At 59.3% G+C, this 22,235-nt stretch carries 21 protein-coding genes; 13 read left to right on the top strand and 8 right to left on the bottom strand.

The features are described 5' to 3' along the window. The first annotated feature begins 34 nt into the window (after window positions 1-34). Window positions 35-943 (top strand): DMT family transporter, encoded by a 909-nt coding sequence (locus tag AYR47_RS01575; RefSeq protein ID WP_033896212.1) that lies wholly within the window; start codon window positions 35-37, stop codon window positions 941-943. Here the strand turns inward: AYR47_RS01575 and norR are convergent. After that, entirely contained in the window at window positions 929-2,452 is a 1,524-nt protein-coding gene (gene norR, locus AYR47_RS01570; RefSeq protein ID WP_033896213.1) for a nitric oxide reductase transcriptional regulator NorR, read from the bottom strand. The genes AYR47_RS01575 and norR overlap by 15 nt on opposite strands. Before the next feature lie 147 nt (window positions 2,453-2,599). Here norR and hmpA point away from each other — a divergent pair, with 147 nt between their 5' ends. The 10 genes from hmpA to AYR47_RS01520 all read left to right on the top strand — a co-directional run bounded on the left by hmpA (window position 2,600) and on the right by AYR47_RS01520 (window position 13,571). Then, complete coding sequence (hmpA, locus tag AYR47_RS01565; protein WP_033896214.1) at window positions 2,600-3,781, top strand: NO-inducible flavohemoprotein; 1,182 nt, start codon at window positions 2,600-2,602, stop codon at window positions 3,779-3,781. Window positions 3,782-3,992: 211 nt separating this feature from the next. After that, a complete protein-coding gene (locus AYR47_RS01560) occupies window positions 3,993-4,499 on the top strand; it encodes a disulfide bond formation protein B (protein ID WP_010206438.1) in 507 nt (168 codons plus the stop codon). A gap of 792 nt (window positions 4,500-5,291) precedes the next feature. Further along, entirely contained in the window at window positions 5,292-6,233 is a 942-nt protein-coding gene (gene cyoA / locus AYR47_RS01555) for a ubiquinol oxidase subunit II (RefSeq protein ID WP_028617882.1), read from the top strand. A 3-nt stretch (window positions 6,234-6,236) separates the two neighbouring features. After that, on the top strand, window positions 6,237-8,255 hold the full coding sequence (gene cyoB, locus AYR47_RS01550) for a cytochrome o ubiquinol oxidase subunit I (RefSeq protein WP_033896216.1): 2,019 nt from the start codon (window positions 6,237-6,239) through the stop codon (window positions 8,253-8,255). Between the two features lie 3 nt (window positions 8,256-8,258). Continuing rightward, window positions 8,259-8,885, top strand: a complete 627-nt coding sequence (locus AYR47_RS01545) for a cytochrome o ubiquinol oxidase subunit III (RefSeq protein ID WP_010206435.1) — start codon at window positions 8,259-8,261, stop codon at window positions 8,883-8,885. Continuing rightward, window positions 8,885-9,226: a cytochrome o ubiquinol oxidase subunit IV gene (gene cyoD, locus AYR47_RS01540; RefSeq protein WP_010206434.1), complete on the top strand. Its 342-nt coding sequence runs from the start codon at window positions 8,885-8,887 to the stop codon at window positions 9,224-9,226. Before AYR47_RS01545 ends, cyoD begins: the two co-directional genes overlap by 1 nt. An 11-nt stretch (window positions 9,227-9,237) precedes the next feature. Then, a complete protein-coding gene (cyoE, locus tag AYR47_RS01535; protein ID WP_003194050.1) occupies window positions 9,238-10,125 on the top strand; it encodes a heme o synthase in 888 nt (295 codons plus the stop codon). 145 nt (window positions 10,126-10,270) lie between these two features. After that, window positions 10,271-11,362: a pyoverdine biosynthesis transaminase PtaA gene (gene ptaA, locus AYR47_RS01530; protein ID WP_061434032.1), complete on the top strand. Its 1,092-nt coding sequence runs from the start codon at window positions 10,271-10,273 to the stop codon at window positions 11,360-11,362. 142 nt (window positions 11,363-11,504) lie between these two features. Beyond that, window positions 11,505-12,197: a helix-turn-helix transcriptional regulator gene (locus AYR47_RS01525; protein ID WP_061434030.1), complete on the top strand. Its 693-nt coding sequence runs from the start codon at window positions 11,505-11,507 to the stop codon at window positions 12,195-12,197. A gap of 174 nt (window positions 12,198-12,371) precedes the next feature. Beyond that, window positions 12,372-13,571, top strand: a complete 1,200-nt coding sequence (locus AYR47_RS01520) for an MFS transporter (RefSeq protein WP_208603924.1) — start codon at window positions 12,372-12,374, stop codon at window positions 13,569-13,571. Window positions 13,572-13,618: 47 nt separating this feature from the next. On the opposite strand, the gene AYR47_RS01515 is transcribed toward AYR47_RS01520, so the two are convergent. The 4 genes from AYR47_RS01515 to AYR47_RS01500 all read right to left on the bottom strand — a co-directional run bounded on the left by AYR47_RS01515 (window position 13,619) and on the right by AYR47_RS01500 (window position 15,490). Next, window positions 13,619-14,341, bottom strand: coding sequence for a hypothetical protein (locus tag AYR47_RS01515; protein ID WP_033896220.1), 723 nt, complete (start codon window positions 14,339-14,341; stop codon window positions 13,619-13,621). Between the two features lie 70 nt (window positions 14,342-14,411). Continuing rightward, the gene (locus AYR47_RS01510) at window positions 14,412-14,915 is read right to left on the bottom strand and encodes a DUF6622 family protein (protein WP_061434026.1); all 504 of its coding nucleotides are present in this window, start codon (window positions 14,913-14,915) and stop codon (window positions 14,412-14,414) included. A 69-nt stretch (window positions 14,916-14,984) separates the two neighbouring features. After that, the gene (locus AYR47_RS01505) at window positions 14,985-15,239 is read right to left on the bottom strand and encodes a Txe/YoeB family addiction module toxin (RefSeq protein WP_033896222.1); all 255 of its coding nucleotides are present in this window, start codon (window positions 15,237-15,239) and stop codon (window positions 14,985-14,987) included. Next, window positions 15,236-15,490: a type II toxin-antitoxin system prevent-host-death family antitoxin gene (locus AYR47_RS01500; RefSeq protein WP_033896223.1), complete on the bottom strand. Its 255-nt coding sequence runs from the start codon at window positions 15,488-15,490 to the stop codon at window positions 15,236-15,238. The genes AYR47_RS01505 and AYR47_RS01500 overlap by 4 nt, the downstream gene beginning before the upstream one ends. A gap of 229 nt (window positions 15,491-15,719) precedes the next feature. Between AYR47_RS01500 and AYR47_RS01495 the strand changes: the two genes are divergently transcribed. Then, entirely contained in the window at window positions 15,720-17,744 is a 2,025-nt protein-coding gene (locus AYR47_RS01495; protein ID WP_061434024.1) for a c-type cytochrome, read from the top strand. Here the strand turns inward: AYR47_RS01495 and AYR47_RS01490 are convergent. Then, complete coding sequence (locus AYR47_RS01490) at window positions 17,741-18,991, bottom strand: 2-aminoadipate transaminase (RefSeq protein WP_061434022.1); 1,251 nt, start codon at window positions 18,989-18,991, stop codon at window positions 17,741-17,743. The two genes, AYR47_RS01495 and AYR47_RS01490, sit on opposite strands and share 4 nt — an antisense overlap. Before the next feature lie 83 nt (window positions 18,992-19,074). Then, complete coding sequence (locus AYR47_RS01485) at window positions 19,075-19,974, bottom strand: LysR substrate-binding domain-containing protein (RefSeq protein WP_061434020.1); 900 nt, start codon at window positions 19,972-19,974, stop codon at window positions 19,075-19,077. 144 nt (window positions 19,975-20,118) lie between these two features. On the opposite strand from AYR47_RS01485, the gene AYR47_RS01480 reads away from it, so the two are divergent. Further along, window positions 20,119-21,147, top strand: a complete 1,029-nt coding sequence (locus AYR47_RS01480; protein WP_033896227.1) for an amino acid ABC transporter substrate-binding protein — start codon at window positions 20,119-20,121, stop codon at window positions 21,145-21,147. Window positions 21,148-21,159: 12 nt separating this feature from the next. Here the strand turns inward: AYR47_RS01480 and AYR47_RS01475 are convergent, their stop codons facing one another. Next, window positions 21,160-22,173, bottom strand: coding sequence for a sensor domain-containing diguanylate cyclase (locus AYR47_RS01475; protein ID WP_061434018.1), 1,014 nt, complete (start codon window positions 22,171-22,173; stop codon window positions 21,160-21,162). Between the last annotated feature and the right edge of the window lie 62 nt (window positions 22,174-22,235).

The raw sequence follows: 22,235 nt of genomic DNA, 5'->3' as shown, positions 1-22,235 counted from the left end.
GGGCCACACTGTGGCTCAATCGATGGAGCCCGCTATGAACCTTTCCCTGTATTTACTCACCGTGCTGATCTGGGGCACCACCTGGATCGCCCTTAAATGGCAGTTGGGCGTGGTGGCGATTCCGGTGTCCATCGTCTATCGCTTCGGCCTGGCGGCGCTGGTGTTGTTTGCGCTGTTGTTGCTGAGCCGTAAGTTGCAGGTGATGAACCGGCGCGGGCATTTGATCTGCCTGGCCCAGGGGCTGTGTCTGTTTTGCGTGAACTTCATGTGCTTCCTGACGGCCAGTCAATGGATTCCCAGCGGGTTGGTGGCGGTGGTGTTTTCTACGGCCACGCTGTGGAATGCGCTGAACGCACGGGTGTTTTTCGGCCAGCGGGTGGCGCGTAACGTGTTGATGGGCGGCGGGTTGGGCTTGATGGGCTTGGGTCTGCTGTTCTGGCCGGAACTGGTGGGGCATACCGCCAGCCCGCAGACCTTGCTTGGCTTGGGATTGGCACTGTTGGGGACCATGTGTTTCTCAGCGGGAAATATGCTCTCGAGTCTGCAACAGAAGGCCGGTCTGAGACCGCTGACGACCAATGCCTGGGGCATGTTGTATGGTTCGTTGATGCTGGCGACCTATTGCATGGTGCGCGGGATTCCGTTTGAGATGGACTGGAGTGCGCGGTATGTCGGCGCATTGTGGTACCTGGTGATCCCAGGTTCGGTGATCGGTTTTACCGCGTATCTGACCCTGGTTGGCCGCATGGGGCCGGAGCGCGCGGCGTATTGCACCGTGCTGTTCCCGGTGGTGGCGTTGAATGTCTCGGCGTTTGCCGAGGGCTACCAGTGGACCGCGCCGGCGTTGGCGGGGTTGGTGCTGGTGATGCTGGGTAATGTGTTGGTGTTTCGTAAGCCCAAGCCAGTCCCTGTCCCCACCGAGAAAGCCTTACTTCAGCCCTAGGCGCTTGGCCATCCGTCCGAGGTTGGCGCGGTCCAGGCCGAGTTCGCGGGCGGCGCTGGCCCAGTTGTGCTGGTGGCGCTCCAGGCAGGCGCTGATGACCTGGCGTTGGTAGTGCTCGGTGGCTTGGCGCAGGTCGCCTGTCACAACGGGTATCACCTCGGTGTGTGCTTCGATCACGGGTGCGCTGACGTCGGGCAGGTCCAGGTCCTGGGCATTCAAGCTGAGAATCTTCGGACGCTCGCGACAGTTTCCCAAGGCTTTCAGCGCGCTGCGTCCGATCAAATGCTCCAGCTCTCGTACATTCCCCGGCCAGTTATAGGCCAGCAGCGCCGCCTGGGCGTCGCTGGTCAGGCGCAGGCTGCCCAGGCCCATGCGTGAGCGGTTCTGTTCCAGGAAGAAACCGGCCAGCAGCAACACATCGCGCCCGCGTTCGCGCAGCGCCGGCACTTGCAGCGGGTAGACGCTGAGGCGGTGATAGAAGTCGGCGCGGTAGCGGCCATTGCGTACTTCGTCAGCGAGGTCGCGGTTGGTGGCGGCGATCAGGCGCACATCCACCTGGTGTTCCTTGTCCGAGCCCAGGCGTTGTAACTGACCGCTTTGCAGCACCCGCAGCAGTTTTGCTTGCACGGTCAGTGACAGTTCGCCCACTTCATCGAGGAACAGCGTGCCGCCGTTGGCCAGTTCGAACTTGCCACGGCGTTCGTTCAAGGCGCCAGTGAAGGCGCCGCGCACATGACCGAACAGCTCGCTCTCCACCAGGGTTTCCGGCAGGGCGGCGCAGTTGAGGCTGATCAGCGGTTTATCTGCGCGCGTCGAAGCGGCGTGGATGGCCTGGGCCACCAATTCCTTGCCCACCCCGGTTTCGCCGGTGATCAGCACGGTGAGGTCACTGCCGCCCACCAGCTTGATCTCTTCCACCAGGCGCTTGTGGGGTTTGCTCTGGCCGATCATCTCCTTGTGCTGCTGGCCGCTGGCCTCGCGGTAGATTTCGGCGCGCAGGGTCAGGCGTTCAATGCGTTCGGCCACGTTGACGGTAGCCGCGGCGAGGCTGGCGAAGGCTTGCAGGGCATCCAGTTCCACGCGCTCGAAGCGCTCGGTGTCGAGGGCGTCCAGGGTCAGTAGGCCCCAGGGCTGATCGTCGACGAACAGCGGGCAGCCCATGCAATCGTGGACTTCCAGGTGCCCGTGCAGGCCATCGACCAATCCGTCATAGGGGTCGGGCAGTTCGCTGTCACTGTCAAATCGCGTAGGGCCGGGGCTGCTCAGCAACACGGCGAAACGTGGGTGTTCGCTGACCTTGAAGCGCCGACCCAGGGTGTCGGCACTCAAACCGTCGACGGCCAACGGCACCAGCCATTCGCCGTCCAGGCGCAACAGCGCGGCGGCGTCACAGGGCAGCAGGGCGCGCATGGCTTGTAACAGGCGACGGTAACGCTCGCCTTCGGGCAGTTCGCGGGACAGGTCAGCGACCAGGGGCAGCAGGGTGGTGAGCAGCGATTGCGCAGTCATAATGACTCCTTGTAGTCCTTATGACTATACGTTGTAGGAAGTCATACTGACTACACATTAAATAAGTCATTGAAATATATAGGTTTATTAGTTGGCATGAATACTGAGTAGGTAGAGGCAATCAGTAAAGAAGCCCAGGAGGCTCCCATGCTTAGTGCCCAAGACCGTGCCATCGTCAAATCCACCGTGCCCCTGCTGGAAAGCGGCGGCGAAGCGCTGATCACCCATTTCTACCGCATGATGCTTTCCGAGTACCCGCAAGTTCGCCCGCTGTTCAACCAGGCCCACCAGGCCAGCGGCGACCAACCCCGCGCCTTGGCCAATGGCGTGTTGATGTATGCGCGGCATATCGACCAGTTGGACCAACTGGGTGACCTGGTGGCCAAGATCATCAACAAACACGTGGCCTTGCAGATCCTGCCGGAGCATTACCCGATCGTCGGCGCCTGCCTCCTGCGCGCGATTTCCGAGGTGCTGGGTAGCGAGATTGCGACCCCTGAAGTGATGAGTGCCTGGGGCGCGGCCTACGGCCAATTGGCGGATATCCTGATCGGCGCCGAGGCAGCGATCTATGACGAGAAAGCCCAGGCGCCCGGTGGCTGGCGCGGCGCGCGGCCGTTCATCGTGGTCAAGCGCGTGGTGGAGAGTGACGAAATCATCTCCTTCTACTTTGCCCCGGTAGATAACGGCCCGATTCTCGCCGCCGCGCCAGGCCAATACATCGGCATGAAATTGGTGCTCGATGGCGAGGAAGTGCGCCGCAACTATTCGCTGTCGGCCCTGACCGATTCGGGCCTGTACCGCATCAGCGTCAAGCGCGAAGCGGGCGGGAGGGTGTCCAACTACCTGCACGACCAACTGCATGTCGGCGCGACCATCGATCTGTTCACGCCTTCGGGTGAGTTCATCCTGGCGGCCAGCGACAAACCGCTGGTGCTGATCAGTGGCGGGGTCGGCATTACGCCAACCTTGCCGATGCTCGAAGCCGCCCTGGCTACCCAGCGCCCGGTGCACTTCATTCACTGCGCGCGCAATGGCGGGGTGCATGCGTTCCGTGATTGGGTTGATGCGCTGGCAGCACAGCATCCGCAGCTCAAGCGCTTCTACTGCTACTCCGAAGATGATGGCGTGAGCCCGGCGGCGGACAAGGTGGGTTTGCTCAGCCAGGAACAGCTTGCGGCGTGGTTGCCCGAGCAGCGCGACATCGATGCCTACTTCCTTGGCCCTAAAGGCTTCATGGGCGCGATCAAGCGCCACCTCAAGGCCTTGGGCGTGCCAGAGAAGCAAAGTCGCTACGAGTTCTTCGGCCCGGCTGCGGCGCTGGAATAACACGGTCAAAAATGTGGGGACGGGCTTGCTCGCGAATGCAGTATGTCAGTCGATGCAAGAGTGACTGACACAACGCTTTCGCGGGCAAGCCCGCTCCCACATTTTGTTTTGCATTTCCCAAGATTAATCCCCCGTTAACCCCCCTCTGTTTAAACCACTCCCTGTGTGTAAACTTGCGGCCATTGGCACAACCAAACAAAGGGAAACGGTGATGAGTGACGAATTGCGTTTAGGCAGGGAGCGGCGCTTTCTGGTGTTGCTGGGCATCATCTGCCTGGCGCTGATCGGCGGTGCGCTGTATATGCAGGTGGTACTGGGCGAGGCGCCATGCCCGCTGTGCATCCTGCAACGCTACGCGTTGCTGTTGATCGCGATCTTCGCGTTCATCGGCGCAGCCATGCGCACCAAAGGGGCGCTCACGTTTTTCGAAGGGCTGGTGATCCTCAGCGCCCTCGGCGGTGTGGCCGCAGCCGGTCACCACGTGTACACCCAGTTCTTCCCCCAAGTCAGCTGCGGCATCGATGTGCTGCAACCGATCGTCGATGACCTGCCACTGGCCAAGGTGTTTCCCCTGGGCTTCCAGGTCGACGGCTTCTGCAGCACCCCGTATCCGCCCGTGCTGGGCCTGTCCCTGGCGCAGTGGGCGCTGGTCGCGTTCGTGCTGACGGTGATCCTGGTGCCGTTGGGCATTTACCGGAATCGCCAGCGCAAAGCCTGAGCCTATCCCTGAAACGCCCCGGTCCTTCTTGAGGGAAGGCCGGGGCGTTTTTGTGTGTAGGGATTTGTGAATAGAACGTGACGTCGGACAACTTTGGGTGTGTGCAGTGTGCGACATGTTGTCACACGGAAGCTGCCGCAGGACGTTTCTGCCCCGCCGAACGGCCGCTTAAATTTGCATAAAACGGCCAAGATGTGCTGTCAGTTCGTGGTTCTGACGAGGCCACGGACCTCGCGCCGCGCCAGCAATTGGGTGATGTCCGAATGCCTTGTTTTATGGGGGCTTGCATCGGTTTGGCATGCCCTTACAGCGCGTAAGGACTGTGGCGGCTTGCCCTATAACACGGCAATTTTTGTGGTTTTTGTTGAGAATCGAACGCGATAAGATCGCGAACCTTTGCAATATTGGTGAAGGATTATTGCTGTAATCGATAAAAATTATTTCTTTATAAGACATGGTTTATACATCGCTAGCTAACTACAATCGCCCGCACTGAATGTCCGGTGCTGTTCACTATTTGAGCACTGGAGCGGTCGAGGGGCAGATGGACGGCTCTGTGCGACCCCAAGGTTCCGACAGCCTTTCAACTATCCGCACCAAATGGAATTGGTCTGTAACAAGGCCTTTAACCACGAAATCGAATAAGAACTCACCGCAGGTCCGTGAAACGCCTCCTTATGGCGCGATGGGCAGGCTCTTATTCAATCGAAGAGAAATGCCAACCCTTGGCAGGGTGAAGTGTTGGCGATCAAAACCCAACTGCATTGCGCAAGCTGCTTTAGAGGTCGTGAGATGAGTAAAAACAGGTACCCCCGATTACTAGGCTTTTTGCCGCTGCTTGGCATGATGTTAATGCTGGGAGGCTGCAAGTGGACCTTGATGGACCCAAAAGGACAGATCGGTCTGGATCAACGAAACCTGATCATCACCGCCACCCTGCTGATGTTGTTGGTTGTGGTGCCTGTGATCATCATGACCTTCGCCTTCGCCTGGAAATACCGCGCGTCGAACACCAGCGCGACCTACGCGCCGAAGTGGTCGCACTCCACCAAGATTGAAATCGCAGTGTGGCTGGTGCCGATCCTCATCATCATCGCCCTGGGTTACATCACCTATAAGTCGACCCACGAGCTGGACCCGTACCGTCCGCTGGAGTCCGACGTCAAGCCGATCAACATCGAAGTGGTCGCGCTGGACTGGAAGTGGCTGTTCATCTACCCGGACCTGGGTATCGCCACGGTCAACGAAATCCAGTTCCCGGAGAACACTCCGCTGAACTTCCGGATCACCTCCGACGCCGTGATGAACTCGTTCTTCATCCCAGCCCTGGGCGGTCAGATCTACGCGATGGCAGGCATGCAGACTCGCCTGCACCTGATCGCCAACGAAAAAGCTGAAATGGAAGGCATCTCCGCAAACTACAGCGGCGCTGGCTTCACCGGCATGAAATTCAAAGCGATCTCGACGAGCCAGGAAGGTTTCAACGCCTGGGTAGCCGAAGTCAAGGCCGCACCTAAACAGCTTGATCAAGCTGAATACGACGCCCTGACCAAACCAAGCCAGAACAACCCAGTCGCTCTGTACTCCGCGTATGAGCCGGACCTGTTTCAGAAAATCGTCGACAAGTACGAAGGTATGAAGCCAGGCAAGCCGGTCAAGCACGAGAAGAAAGAAGTGGCCGCGGTTGAAGGTTCTGACACGGGCTCGCATTCAACTGCTGGGGCAGAGGAGTAAACGATGTTTGGTAAATTAAGTTGGGATGCGGTCCCGTTCCACGAGCCGATCGTAATGGTGACCATCGCCATGATCGCGCTGGGTGGTCTGGCACTGTTTGCAGCAATTACGTATTACAAGAAGTGGACCTACCTGTGGACCGAGTGGTTGACGTCTGTCGACCACAAGAAAATCGGTGTCATGTACGTCATCGTTGCCATGGTCATGCTGCTGCGTGGTTTTGCCGACGCCATCATGATGCGTACCCAGTTGGCCATGGCCACCGAGGGTTCGCCTGGCTACCTGCCGCCTGAACACTATGACCAGATCTTCACCGCCCACGGTGTGATCATGATCATCTTCATGGCGATGCCATTCTTCACCGGCCTGATGAACCTGGCCTTGCCGCTGCAGATCGGTGCCCGTGACGTTGCCTATCCGTTCCTGAACTCCCTGAGCTTCTGGCTGCTGGTCTCCGGCGTTGTGCTGATCAACCTGTCCCTGGGCGTCGGCGAATTCGCCAAGACCGGTTGGGTTGCGTATCCGCCATTGTCGGGCCTGCAATACAGCCCTGGCGTAGGTGTGGACTACTACATCTGGGCGCTACAGTTATCAGGACTCGGGACGACATTGACGGGGGTCAACTTCCTGGCCACCGTCCTGAAAATGCGCGCCCCTGGCATGAAACTGATGGACATGCCGATCTTCACCTGGACCTGCACCTGGGCCAACGTCCTGATCGTGGCTTCGTTCCCGATCCTGGCCGCTACCATGGCGCTGCTGTCGCTTGACCGTTACTTGGATTTCCACATTTTCACCAATGAACTTGGTGGCAATCCAATGATGTACGTGAACCTGTTCTGGGCATGGGGTCACCCTGAGGTGTACATCCTGATCCTGCCAGCGTTCGGTATCTTCTCCGAAGTGATCTCGACCTTTACCGGCAAGCGCCTGTTCGGTCACCACTCGATGGTTTACGCATCGGGCGCAATCTCTGTACTGGGCTTCATGGTGTGGCTGCACCACTTCTTCACCATGGGTTCGGGGGCCAGCGTCAACGCCTTCTTCGGCCTGGCGACGATGCTGATTTCCATCCCGACGGGGGTGAAGCTATTCAACTGGCTGTTCACCATCTACCACGGTCGTCTGCGCATGACCAGCCAGGTCCTGTGGACCCTGGGCTTCATGGTGACCTTCGCCATCGGCGGCATGACCGGCGTACTGCTGGCCATCCCGGGTGCTGACTTCGTCCTGCACAACAGCCTGTTCGTGATCGCTCACTTCCACAACGTGATCATCGGTGGTGCGGTATTCGGTTACATCGCTGGTTTCAGCTTCTACTTCCCGAAAGCGTTCGGCTTCAAGCTGCACGAAGGTTGGGGCAAGGCTGCATTCTGGTTCTGGATCTCGGGCTTCTTCGTCGCGTTCATGCCGCTCTATGCACTGGGCTTCATGGGCATGACCCGTCGTCTGAACGCCACCACCAATCCTGAGTGGGTGCCGTACCTGTACGTTGCCATGTTCGGTGCAATCATGATCGCTGTAGGTATCGCCTGCCAGCTGATCCAACTGTACGTGAGCATCCGTGACCGTAAGCAGAACGCTTGCGACTCCGGTGACCCATGGAATGGCCACACCCTGGAATGGTCGACTTCGTCGCCACCACCGTTCTACAACTTCGCCGTGATCCCGACTGCGAACACCATTGATGCGTTCACCGAAGCCAAGGAAGACGGTACTGCGTACCAGCGTCCTAAGCACTACGAGCCGATCCACATGCCAAACAACACCGCCACTGGCGTGGTGATGGGTGCCCTGTTGACCGTGTTCGGTTTCGCGATGATCTGGCACATCTGGTGGCTGGCAATCGTGGGCCTGGTTGGCACTATCGGTTACTTCATCGTTCACGCCGCGCGTGACGATCAAGGCTACATGGTGCCGGTCGAGACGATCGAACGCATCGAAGCCGAGCAGCACGCTCGCCTGGTAGCCGAGAAGAAGATCCCGGCCAACCGTGTAGAAACCTCGTTGGAACAGGCTTAAACCATGTCGAACTTAGTGACCAATGCTGGACACGCCCATGTCGATGACCATGGGCACGATGACCATCACCACGACTCGGGGCCGATGACCGTTTTCGGTTTCTGGCTCTACCTGATGACCGACTGCATCTTGTTTGCGTCGATCTTCGCGGTGTACGCGGTACTGGTAAACAACGTAGCGGGTGGCCCGTCGGGCCACGACATCTTCGAACTGCCTTACGTGCTCGGCGAAACCGCCTTGCTGTTGTTCAGTTCGATCACCTACGGCTTCGCCATGTTGGCCTTCTACAAGGGCAACAAGAAAGGCGTACTGAGCTGGTTGGCACTGACCTTCCTGTTCGGCCTGGGCTTCATCGGCATGGAGATCAACGAGTTCCACCTGCTGATCTCCGAAGGCTACGGCCCGCACCGTTCCGGCTTCCTGTCCGCGTTCTTCACGCTGGTAGGTACCCACGGTCTGCACGTAACGGCTGGCCTGCTGTGGATGGCGGTGATGATGTATCAGGTCAATAAACACGGCCTGACCAACACCAACAAGACTCGCCTGAGCTGCCTGAGCCTGTTCTGGCACTTCCTGGACGTGGTCTGGATCTGCGTCTTCACCGTTGTTTACCTGATGGGGACTCTGTAATGGCTAATGCACACTCCCATGACCATGACAGCCATGATGCGAGCCACGGCAGCGTAAAGTCGTACGCCATCGGCTTCATCCTGTCGGTAATCCTGACGCTCATCCCGTTCGGTCTGGTGATGTACCCGACCCTGCCTAAGTCGATCACTTTGATGATCGTTCTGGCATTCGCGGTGATTCAGGTTCTGGTTCACCTGGTGTACTTCCTGCACCTGGACCGTTCCAAAGAGCAACGCGATAACGTGATTGCGTTCGTGTTCGCAGGGTTGGTAATCCTGCTGCTGGTTGGCCTGTCGATATGGATCATGTTCAGCATCCATACGTTCATGATGGCGAAGTGAGGTAAGACCCGATGTCGCTTAAGCACTTTATCCAAATCACCAAACCGGGGATCATTTTCGGTAACGTGCTTTCTGTGGCGGGCGGTTTCTTCCTGGCCTCCAAGGGACATGTCGATCTGGCCATCTTCCTGGCTGCAATGATCGGCACTTCCCTGGTGGTAGCTTCCGGATGCGTGTTCAACAACTGCATCGACCGTGACATCGATATCAAGATGGAACGCACCAAGAATCGCGTGCTGGTGCAGGGCCTTATCTCCCTGAAACTGGCACTGATCTACGCGACCGTCCTGGGTGTTGCCGGTGTGGCGTTGTTGTACAAGGTGGCCAACCCGCTGGCGGCGCTGTTTGCCGTGATCGGTTTTGTCATCTACGTCGGTCTCTACAGCCTCTACCTCAAGCGCAAGTCGGTCCACGGCACGCTGGTGGGCAGTCTGTCGGGGGCGATGCCGCCGGTGATTGGTTATGTGGCTGTAACCAATAGCTTCGACATGGCCGCGCTGACGCTACTGGTGATGTTCAGCCTGTGGCAGATGCCGCATTCCTACGCCATCGCGATTTTCCGCTTCAATGACTACCTGGCCGCGTCGATTCCGGTTCTTCCGGTTAAACGTGGCATCCAGGTGGCCAAGAAACACATCCTGCTGTACATCCTGGCCTTCCTCGTGGCGACCTTGATGTTGACCTTCAGTGGCTACGCCGGCATGAGCTACCTTGCCGTCGCCGCCGCCATGGGCATGTACTGGTTGTACATGGCCTGGACCGGCTACAAGGCGGTGGATGACACCGTCTGGGCACGCAAGCTGTTCGTGTTCTCGATCTTCACCATCACCGCGCTCAGCGTGATGATGTCCCTGGATTTCCAAGTGCCGAAAGAGCTGTTGCTGACCTACGCTCACTGAGTGGTCCCGCAGTGAAAAAGCCCCGCCTTCGAGAGAAGCGCGGGGCTTTTTCTTGGGCGGTGGTTTAAATCCCTGGGTATTTTTATCGTCATACCCTTGAGTACGAGCTGTGCGAATCCATCCCTCGCCAACAAGGAGTTGCCACATGGTCAGCGTTAGTCGTCGGTCCCTTCTCGCTATAAGTGCTGCCCTGCCATTGCTGGGGCGGCTGGATTGGGCGATGGCAGCGCCGCCGCCAGCAAAGTCTGACAAGGTACGCCTCAACTACAACGAAAGCCCCTACGGCCCCTCAGGCGCTGCGCGTGAGGCGATGCAGCGAGGTATCGCGACGTCCGGGCGTTATCCCTACAACCACATGTACGCGCTGGCCGGGTTATTTGCCCAACAGCAGGGTATTGCCGAAGAACAGGTGGCAGTGTTTGCAGGCTCCATGGCCGCGTTGCGTTATGCCGTACTCGCATTCACCACCGAAACCCGCGGCCTGGTGATGGCCACACCGTCTTATGAAGTGCCGCGCCAGGCCGCCGAGTCGAACAAGGCGCCGGTGAAGGAAGTCAGCCTGGATGCCGAGCATGCTCACGACATTCCGGCCATGCTCGCAGCCGATCCGCAGGCCGGCATGCTCTACCTGTGCAACCCCAACAATCCCACTGGCACCATTACACCGACCGAGGCCATCCGCCACGCGTTGGCGAACAAACCCCAAGGCAGTGTGCTGGTGGTGGACGAGGCTTACATCGACTTCGCCGACGTACCCAGCGTGGTCAGTTGGGTCAAGGACCACGACGACCTGCTGGTGCTGCGCACCTTCTCGAAAATCTACGGCATGGCCGGCGCCCGCCTGGGCTTGGCCATCGGGCATCCAGCGTTGCTGGAGCGATTGGCCGTGTTTGGCGGCGACAACGTGCCGGCTGGCACCACCTTGCTCGGCGGCCTGGCCAGCCTGGAGGACGTAAAGCTGTTGCCACAACGCAAGGCGCTCAACAATCAACTGCGTGATGAAACCGTAGCCTGGTTGAAGGGGCGTGGTTTCACCTGCACGGCTTCCCAGGCCAATTGCTTCATGATCGACGTGAAGCAGCCGGCGGAGCAGGTGATCGAAAAGCTGGCGGCGCAGGGTGTGCTGATCGGACGAGTGTTTAAAGGCTGGCCGCAGTGGGTGCGGGTGACGGTGGGTAACCAGCAGGAAATGCAGCGTTTTCGCGAGGTGTTCGCGCAGCAGATCGTGAGTATTTAAGCCCCTGGGACCTGTTTCATTCTCGTCCTTTACGGCGTATTTTTTACGCAATGAGTCGACGTTGTCTCAAGCGCTTCGGGATAGAAGCCTTCAGCTCAGGTCGCCGGGCTCATTCCGTAGTCAACGATCAAGGACGATACCTATGCGACGCAATGTCCAACCCAACGATGCGCCCGAATCCGTGCGGCAATTACTCGACGTCGAACTGAGCCGGCGCGGGCTGGGACATTTCGAGGTCTACCAGTGCGGGCCTACGCTGGATGAAGCCGAGATCATTTCCAACTACCCCGAAGCCTTGGAGCAGTCCGACACCGCCGATGATTTTTATCGGCGCGACCGGCTGGTCTCCCTCACCCGCAAACGCATCAAACCGTTTTTCTGGAGTGACGAAAACCTGCTCAAACCTGCCGCCGACGCGGTGCCTGTGCCGGGCCCGTGCAAACCGGTGGGCGAAGGCGCCAGTTTTATCGTGCATGGCAATCAGGGGTTCTACTCGGTGCTTAACCTTTGCAGCTTCGGTGAAGGCCAGCAGTTTCGCGAGACAGTGCTGGCGAACCTGAGTGAGCTGCAGATGTTGTTGGTGTCGGTCTATGACGAGGCCCTGGAAAACCGCCCGCCCGTCGAGCGGCCTAACGTGCTGACGCCCCGCGAGACTGAAGTCTTGTCCTGGTCGAGCCTGGGCAAGACCTACAACGAGGTGGCGCTCCTGACCAGCATGACGTCCCATACGGTCAAATTCCACATGACCAACATCTTCGCCAAGTTGGACGTCACCAACGGCAAGTCAGCGGTTCGCAGGGCCTTGGAACTGGGTTACATACGTTCGCCATCATAAGCCCCGAACGGGTCCGGCGCTGCTGTCTACCTGTCCATATGGGCAGCTTGTTGGCCGGGCAGAGGTGCATTACGTTTCCCCGCTATTGAGTCCGATGCCGGATGAGCCGGCATCGTCATGGCGAGGGAGTGTTTCCATGAAACGTTGCGAAACCGGTTGCAGGGTGTCCCGATGATGGGCACTTACCGAGCCTTGCGCAGCCTGAATGCTCGGCTGCAGTCACTGTTCATGATCACCTTGGTGTTCCGTATGGGGACCCTCGCGTTTCCCTTCTATGCGGCGTACCTGATCCAGCAACACGCCGTATCGTCGGGCACTGCCGGGCTATTGGTGGGATTGTACGGTGCCGGAGCGTTATGCACCGACCTGGTTATCGGCGCGGTCATCAAGCGTTTCTCGGCGCATCGGGTGATCCTGGCTTCACTGCTGTTCAATGCGTTGCTGCTGCTGATCATCCCTTCGGTGGACAACACCCTTGCACTCTTGCTGCTGTCTTTTCTCTGGGGCGCCTGTTACGAAGCGTTCACGCCCGCGACGTACTCCGAGACGGTTGCTCACAGCTCGCTGGATGCTCGCAAAGTGGCGTTTTCCTGTAACCGCCTCGCAATCAATATCGGGATGGCCATCGGGCCCTTGCTGGGAAGCCTGGTGTTCCTGCGCAATGCGGATGCGGTGTTCTACATCAACGCGGCCCTGTCGCTGTTGGCCTTCGGTGCGTGCCTGATGTTCGGGCGAGCAACACCCACGACGTCGGGCTTGCCTGTCGCCGGCAAAGGCGAGGGGTTGCCCGAGGTGGCGGCCCATGAACGCTCGCGGCTGCTGGTGATATTGCTGGCGGCACTGCCGGTGCATGTGGCTTACGCCTTGCCCCCCACGTTTCTGTCGGCCTTCATCATCCATTACACCTCGCTGCCTACGTATTACGTGGGCGTCATCTTCTTCATCAATGCACTGTTAGTGATTATGTTCGAAGTGCCGATCAACCTGCGTATGGCACACGTGTCCAGTAGCCGCTCGCTAGTTGCAGGGTTCCTGCTGGCGGGCGTTGGCTTCTTTTTGATGGGATTCGGACAGGTGGCGGCACTGTTGATGGTGGCCACGGTGTTGTGGAGCCTTGGCGAGATGATCGTGTTCCCCGGCATTACCCACTACATCAGCAGCATCTCCAGCCGTGGCACGGTGGACCGCAACCTTGGCTACTACTCGGCGGGCGTGAATATCGGCGTCATGATCGCGCCGTCGCTGGCGTTCATGCTGGTCTCCCGGCCGTCCTTGCCGTCGCCATGGTTGTTGGCAGGTTTTATCTTATTGCTGTTCGCCGTCGCCGTTGGAGTGATGAAAACCTCGACGGTCTTATGGAACAAGCAGGCATGAGGGGGGACGAGGCGCACCGCATTACGCGGACGCCTCGTTGCACTACGTCATGACTGGGCGCTGATGGCGTAGCCGTCGAAGGCGCTTTGTTGCTGCAAGGCGGTCACGATGCTCTTGCGGGTGACCGGTTGCTCGGTGCCGCTGTTGTCGACGAAGGTTTCACTTTCCAGCTCCGCTTCGCTGCCTTCACCCACGAATGCAAAGCCCAGGAACTCGAACACTTCACGGTCGACGTTCGGCTTGGAGCGCGGCGTGCGCAGCGGCAAGGTGACGCTGATGCCATCCTTGCTGATCACAAACACTTCGGCTTCTTTCTTGGGCCGTGAGGTTTTGCTCTTGCCGGCGCTCGGGTTGCTGATGGCCTGGTGGCTCTGGTTCAGCACCTTCAATGCCAGGCCATAGACCAACGCCTGGAACTCGGGATCGTCCTTGAAGCTGGACAGGATACGGCTGATCGAAAATTGGCTGCTCAGGTCTTCCAGGGCAGCGTTATCGGCGGCCTCGGCGTCCTTGAGTTGTTTGAGCTGGCCCATGAGGTCGTAGGCCTTGTCGTCGTCGAAAGCATCGTGGGCCTGACGGATGGCCACGCGCAGTTCGCGGATCTGGTCGCTTTCCTTGGACGTGTGGAACGCGTCCAGCACCATCTCGCTGATGATCTTGGCCGCAGGCAGGTGCTGTGAAAGATTGATGGCGTTTTCGTATTCAGCTTTGGCGTGCAAGGCGACTACGGATTCTTCGGGGGCGGATTGTTCGGTGTAAGAATCGGACATTGAAATTTCACTACTTCAGTAAACGAGGACAAAAAAGCGTCGGGCATTTTCAGGGGGCAGGGAGGTCAGGTCAAGGCAGCACAATGCCCTTATCCCGACGCAACGCCGTCAGCGCCCGCTGCAACCGTACGGCCCGTCCGCAAAACAGACCTACGGTAAACCCCGACACGCCTCCCACTGCCATCAGCATCGACGGCGTGCTCAGCAGCAGCGGATGCACGGCTTGCTGGTAACCGAAGTAGTACTTCACCGCGAAGAACAGTTGCGAGATCAGCAGGGTTTTCCAGGTGCCCGGCAATACCAGGGTCTCGCCATTGGCATCCAGTTGCGCCCCTTCAGCGTTGAACAACACCATCCCCATCAGGCTGCCCAGCACCGCGCCGGCAACCCAGGCGCCGCTCGACAGGATTGAAGGCGCCAGTGACATCAACGACCACACCACCAGCACCACCGGCAGGATCACCAGCGAGCGACGATTCTCGCGTCCGCCCAGGCAGGCCTTGATGCCGTAGTAGCAAATCCACAGGTAAATGGCGTAGACCCAAATGGGCGTGCCTTGGAGGATGTCGAGCATGGTGTGCGTCCGTGCAGAGATGCGTTGGCTAGATTTCGGAAGGTATCAGGTGACTGCTGGTAAATACTGTCAGTAGTGATAACGGCACATCAGTATCTGCACTTCGTCGTCTTCAATACCATAAACCAGACGATGCTCTGCAGTGATCCGTCGAGACCAGAAACCACTCAGGTTGTGTTTGAGCGGCTCAGGCTTGCCAACGCCCTCGAATGGATCCCGCTGGATGGCTTTGATCAGCAGGTTTATACGCTTGAGCCCTGCTTTGTCGTTCTGTTGAAACCACAGATAGTCGTCCCAGCCCTCAGGGGTAAAGAGTATTTTCATTCTTCAATTAACCGCCTTGGCTTCGCTTTACCGGCTCTCAGGCTGTTGACTGAGTTGATGAGGCGTTCGGCATTTTTAGGCGAGCGCAGCAGATAGGCAGTCTCTTCAAGGGCATTGAATTCTGACAGTGAAATCATCACCACCGGCTCACCCTTTTGCCGGGTCAGTAGCAGTGGAATGTGATCTTCGTTAACCCGGTCCATTGTTTCGGCCAGATGAGCGCGGGCATTGGTGTAGTTGATAGTTTCCATGACGGTGTCCTCGTTCGATGGCTGGAACGTACAGAAATACGTACAGGTCTTCAAGGGGTATCTTATCAACGGTCGAGCGAATGACGTGCCAGCTATTTGCCCCTGATCCACATCAACACTCCCCGCCCCCAAAACCGTTACAACACAGAGGCCTGATGAACCCATAAAAACGACCACTGACCTGCGCTGAGGGGACCGCCCCACGCCAGGTTATTAAAGGACTAATGCGATGGCGCTTTCCCTTTCCCGCCTGGCCTTGCTGGGGGCGACGCTCTGCTTGTCTCTTCCCCTGCACGCCAACGTTCCCGACGCTTCGCTGATCGAACAGGGCAAATACGTTGCGCAACTGGGCGACTGCATCGCCTGCCACACCGCCAAGCAAGGCAAGGTGATGGCCGGCGGCCTGGAACTGAGCACGCCAATGGGCACGATCTTTTCGAGCAACATCACGCCGGACCGCGAGACTGGCATTGGCGCCTACACTTTCGAGCAGTTTGACCGCGTCATGCGCGAAGGCGTGACGCCGACGGGGATGAACCTGTACCCGGCGATGCCGTATCCGTCCTACGCCAAGATGAGCGAAACGGACATGCGTGCCCTGTTTGCCTACCTGATGCAAGGCGTCGAGCCGGTGCAGCAGGCCAATCTTGAGGCGGACATGGGTTTTCCGTTCAACCAGCGCTGGGGCCTGGCCCTGTGGAATTTCGCCTTCGTCGATAAACGGCTTTTCAAGCCGGATCCGGCACGCGACGAACCACTCAACCGTGGCGCCTACCTGGTCCAGGGCCTGGGCCACTGTGGCTCCTGCCACACGCCACGGGGCATCGCGTTCCAGGAAAAAGCCATGAGCGACGAAGGCTCCAGCGGCCAGCACTACCTGGCCGGTGAAACCGTCGAGCATTGGCGTGCCCTGAGCCTGCGCAACCTGTGGACGGTGGAAGACACCGTGCAACTGCTCAAGACCGGGCAGAACCGCTTTGCCACGGTCGCCGGCAACATGGCCGATGTGATTCACCACAGCACCCAACACTTTAGCGATGATGACCTGACCGCCATCGCTAGCTATCTGAAGTCGCTGCCGCCCGGCAAGGACGACCTGCCCATGCCGTCCGTGGCCCTGGCGCCTGCCACGCCACCGGCAGATCTGTTCACCAGCCGTGGCGGCCTGGGGTACCTGCAGTTCTGCAGCGACTGTCATCGCAGCGACGGTGCGGGTGTGAAAGGTCTGTTCCCACCCCTGGCCGGCAACCCGAGCATTGCGTCCAGCAACCCGACGTCACTGTTGCACATCACCCTGACGGGCTGGGAAACCGCACAAACGGCAACGCATCCACGGGTCTACACCATGCCGGGTTTCGCCCGTTTGAAGGATCAGGAAATCGCCGAGATCCTCAGTTTCGTGCGCACCCGCTGGGGTAACGAAGGCACGCCTATCAGCGCTGCCCAGGTGAAGAAACTGCGCGATCAACTCAACCCAGCTACCACCGATTCGTCGGCCTTCGAAACCCCGCGCCTGGCCGAGTTGCTCGCGGCGCCCAACGCCGACCAGGTGGTTCGAGGTATGCGCCTGCACCTGCAAACCAAGGAGTTGCTGCCTAACAACGTCGGTAACTCGCTCAATTGCACCAGTTGCCATCTCAATGCCGGCACGGTGGCGGATGGCTCGCCGTTTGTCGGCGTCTCGGCGTTTTTCCCCAGCTATGCGCCGCGCGCGGGCAAGGTGGTGACCCTGGAAGAGCGCATCAATGGCTGCTTCCGTCGCTCGATGAATGGCAAACCCCTGCCGCCGCAATCGGCGGACATGCAAGCGATGGTCGCCTACTTCGACTGGATGAAAAACAACACCCGCCCCGAAGACAACGTGGCCGGGCGCGGCGTGGGCAAGGTCGACCCGGCGATCAAACCGGACCTGGCCAATGGCAAACAGGTCTACGCCAAGCAATGCGCTGTGTGCCATGGCGACAACGGCCAGGGCCTGGCACGGGCCGATGGCGAACTGATCTATCCGCCGCTGTGGGGCGATCAATCGTTCAACATCGGTGCCGGCATGGCGCGCACCTACACGGCCGCGGCGTTCGTCAAACGCAACATGCCGATTGGCTTCCACGAGAAATTCCCGTTGGGGCAGGGCGGCTTGTCGGACCAGGAAGCGGTGGATGTGGCGGCGTATTTCTCCGGCCAACCGCGCCCGGACTTCCCGGACAAGGTCAAGGATTGGCCGAACGGCGGTAAACCTGTCGATGCGCGTTACTAGTCCAACTGTTTGAGGCAGGCCTCGAGAATTTCCAGGCCTTCCTCCAGCACCGCAGGCTCGATGGTCAGCGGTGCCAGCAGGCGGATGATGTGCCGCGACTTGCCGCTGGGCATCAGCAACAAACCGGCGTCCCGCGCCAGGCCGAGTAGTTGGGCCAGCTGTTTCGGCGCGGGTGTGCCGTCGGTGTTGGCCAGTTCGATGCCGCGCATGGAACCAATGCCGGTCAGGCGGCCGAGGTAGGGTGTCAGGCCTTGTGCACGCCAGGTCTCATAACGGCTGACGATGGCTTCTTCTTGCTGTGAGCCCCAGGTTTTCAGGTGTTCATCGGTCATTGCATCCAGCGTTGCCAGCGCTGCTGCACAGGCGATGGGATTGCCGGAGTACGTGCCGCCCAGGCCACCTTTGGGCAGGTTGTCCATCAACGCCTTGCGCCCTACGACGGCGCCCAGCGGTACACCGCCGGCGATGCTTTTACCCAGCAGGATCAAGTCCGGCTCGATCCCCAGGCGCGAGAAAGCAAAACGCTCGCCGGTACGGCCAAAGCCCGATTGGATTTCATCGGCAATCAGCAGAATGTTGTTTTCGTCGCAAAAGCGCCGCAGCGCCTGGGCGAATTCAATGTCCAGCGCCAGGAACCCGCCTTCGCCCTGCACCGGCTCGATGATGAAACAGGCCACGTCGTTGACGTCGATTTCCACGCTGAACAGGCGGTCCATGGCCTTCAGCGCTTCGGCGCAGGTCACGCCGTTATCGGCGCTAGGGTAGGGCAGGTGATACACAGGGCCGGGTAGTACCCCGACCTTTTGTTTGTAGGGCGCGACCTTGCCATTCAAGTTGAGCGTGGCCAGGGTGCGGCCGTGAAAGGCACCATCAAATGCGATCACTGCGCTGCGACCGGTGGCGCCGCGCACGATCTTCAGCGCGTTTTCCGCCGCCTCCGCGCCGCTGTTGGTGAGCATGCCGCTGACGGGGTAGTCCACCGGGATAAACGCAGTAAGACGGTTCATCAGCTCGATGTAGGGCGCGTGAGGTGCTGCGTTGAACGCGTAATGGGTCAACTGAGTCGCCTGGTCACGAATGGCTTCGACCACGCCGGGGTGGCAATGACCGAGGTTGAGCACACCAATGCCGCCGACAAAATCGATATAGCGTTTGCCCGAGGTGTCCCAGACCTCAGCGTTTTTGCCGTGACTGAGGCTGATGGGGTGAACGATGGAAATCGACTGGCTGATGGTTTCGCGGCTCATGAATCGGGGACTCGGCAGTGACGGGCTTGTTTTTATCTAAGCCGGGCGCCCGCCCTTGCCGCAAACGAAATAAAGTCGCCGGGTCATGACTGAAAGTCGGGATGTGCGCCGACGTACTCCACCATCCAGTTGAGGAAGGCTTTCACCTTGGGGATCTCGCCGGCATGTTCGGCATGGGCGATGAAGTGCGCGCCGCTGCTGGGCATTGCATAGTTCCAGGGAATCATCAGGCTGCCCTGGGCCAATTCGTCCGCCACCAGATACTGCGGCACCAGCGCCACGCCATAGCCTGATTGTGCCGCCCGGATGCACATGTAGAACGTGTCGAAACGCGGCCCATGGTAGCTATTCTGTGAGTGCAGGCCCTGTTCCAGGAACCATTCGTGCCAGGCTTCCGGGCGCGAGGTGCATTGCAACAAGGTGTGGTGTGACGAGGCATCGCTGCCTTCGGCGACAAAACCTGGTGCACACACCGGCACCACCGTCTCACGAAACAGCTCGAGGCAGGTCGCCCCCGGCCAGGAGCCCTGACCGAAGAAAAATGCGATGTCGGCCTTGGCCTGCAACACGTCGAAAGGCTCCAGCTCGTTGCGCACGTCCAGATGAATATTCGGATGTTTCGCCGCAAAGTCCTTGAGCTTGGGCACCAGCCAGCGGTCACCGAAGGTTGGCTGGGTGGCGATGCGCAGCACTTCAGTCTCGCCGCCGTAGGTGAGGATGTAGCGGCTGGAGATGTCCACCTGGGTGAGGATCTTGTGCACCTCGGCCAGGTACAACGAGCCCGCCGGCGACAGGTACAGGCGCTGACGCACCCGTTCGAATAGGTTGTGGCAGAGCATCTCTTCCAACTGCGCCACCTGCTTGCTCACCGCACTCTGGGTCAGGTGCAGCTCTTCGGCGGCGCGAGTGAAACTCAAATGGCGGGCGGCGGCCTCGAAGCATTGCAGGGCCGTCATCGAGGGGGTCAAACGTTTTGAAATCATGCACTTCATTCCAAATCGGAAGGAGCCTTTGCCTAAAGGTCGTTTGTGGCAGTGGCGCAAAGCCGTTGATACTGCCCGGCAGCACTATAAACCGGCGCGGGCTGTGGAGCGCCGAATAATAAGGAATGACAGGGAGCGCCTTGCATGAACCCATTCAAAACTACTTTGGCCGCCATCGGTGCCACCGCCGTGCTGGGCTTGGCGAGTACCGCCCAGGCGGGCACGACCCTGGACGCTATCCAGAAAAAAGGCTTTATCCAGTGCGGTGTCAGTGACGGGCTGCCGGGCTTCGGCGTACCGGACAGCAAGGGCAAGATGACCGGTATCGATGTGGACGTGTGCCACGCGGTAGCGGCGGCTGTTTTCGGCGACGCGTCGAAAGTGAAATTCACCCAGTTGACCGCCAAGGAGCGCTTCACCGCGCTGCAATCCGGTGAAATCGACCTGATCTCACGCAACACCACCTGGACCAGTTCCCGCGACTCGGGCATGGGCCTGGTGTTCACCGGCGTGACCTACTACGACGGCATCGGCTTCCTGGTAAATAACAAATTGGGCGTCACCGCAGCCAAGCAACTGGACGGCGCCACCGTGTGCATCCAGGCCGGCACCACCACCGAACTCAACGTGTCCGATTACTTCCGCACCCATGGCATGAAGTACACGCCGATCACCTTCGACACCGCCGACGAAAGCGCCAAGGGCCTGGAGGCCGGGCGTTGCGACGTGCTGACCACCGACCAGTCGGGCCTGTACGCCCAGCGCATCAAGATGGCCCACCCTGACGAATTCGTGGTGTTGCCGGAAGTGATTTCCAAGGAGCCGCTGGGGCCGTTGGTGCGCAAGGGGGATGACGAGTGGTTCAGCATCGTCAAATGGACCCTGTTCGCGATGCTCAATGCCGAGGAAATGGGCATCACCTCGCAGAACGTCGAAGAACAGGCCAAGACCACCAAGAACCCTGATGTCGCGCGGTTGCTGGGGGCGGACGGCGAATACGGCAAGGACCTGAAACTGCGCAAGGATTGGGTGGTGCAGATCGTCAAGCAAGTGGGCAACTATGGCGAAGTGTTCGAGCGCAACATCGGCCAGGGCAGCGTGCTGAAGATCAAGCGCGGGCTTAATGCGCTGTGGAACAACGGCGGCATCCAGTACGCTCCGCCGGTTCGCTGACACGCCGGGGTGTCATTCGGACACCCCATCCTTCCCCGCCGCTTTGGCGCGATACAACGCCTGATCGGCGCGCGCAATCAAGGCGGCGGGGGGCTCCTCCGTTTGACGCTCGGCCACGCCCAGGCTCAGGGTGACCTTGAAGTCGTCCCGGTGCGGGCTGTTCTTCAACTTCAAACGGATACTCGCCGCCATTGTCTTGGCGATCTCCAGCGAGGTTTTGGGCAAGACCAGCACAAATTCATCGCCGCCCCATCGGGCCAGCAAGTCACTTGGGCGGATACAGCTTTGCAGGCATTCAACCACCTGCACCAGCGTCTGATCGCCCACACCGTGGCCGTATCGGTCATTGATCGACTTGAAGTCGTCGATATCCATCGCAATCAGCACCAGTGGCAGGCGAAAGCGCTGGGCGCGGTCGCACTCTTCCAGCAACACTTTTTCCAGGCGGTAGCGATTGGCGACCAGGGTCAGGGCATCCCTTTCGGCGAGGGAGCGGTTTTCATCCAACTGTAGCTGCAACTGCTGATTGACCCGCGACAGCTCGCGCGTGCGTTCGGCCACCAGCGCTTCAAGGGATTGATTGCGCCGTTCCAACTGCTCGACAGAGCATTTGCGCAGATGAATATCGCGATGGGCACCGACCATGCGCGCGACCGAGCCATCCGTATTGCGCGCGATCACGTAGCCGCGGTCTTCGATCCACAGGTAGCTGCCATCTTTTTTACGGCAACGGTACTCGGCTTGGTAATGGGGGGCGCGACGGTGGATGTAGTCGTCGAACACCTTCATCACGTCGGGGGAGTCATCCGGGTGGATCACGTTCTCCCAGGTGAACACGCTGTTCTCCAGTGCATGGCGATGATAGCCAAGCATTTCGTACCAGCCGGGGTTGCGGTAGACGAACCCGGTATTGGCGTTCCAATCCCAGATCCCGTCGCTGACCAGCTCCAGGACGGTGTGCAGCATGTCGGCGTTGAAGTGAGAGAAGTCCTGCTTCAACGGGTTATTGTCGGAGGTATCGTCCATCTGCGCATTCCCTTGCATAGGCAGGCATCTGAAGCCTGCCATGGTTGTCGCCGATACTCCTT

Origin of the sequence: Pseudomonas azotoformans (assembly GCF_001579805.1) — a bacterium.
In the GTDB taxonomy this organism is placed as follows: Bacteria; Pseudomonadota; Gammaproteobacteria; order Pseudomonadales; family Pseudomonadaceae; genus Aquipseudomonas; species Aquipseudomonas azotoformans_A.
This window is presented reverse-complemented; position numbering and strand designations above follow the sequence as displayed.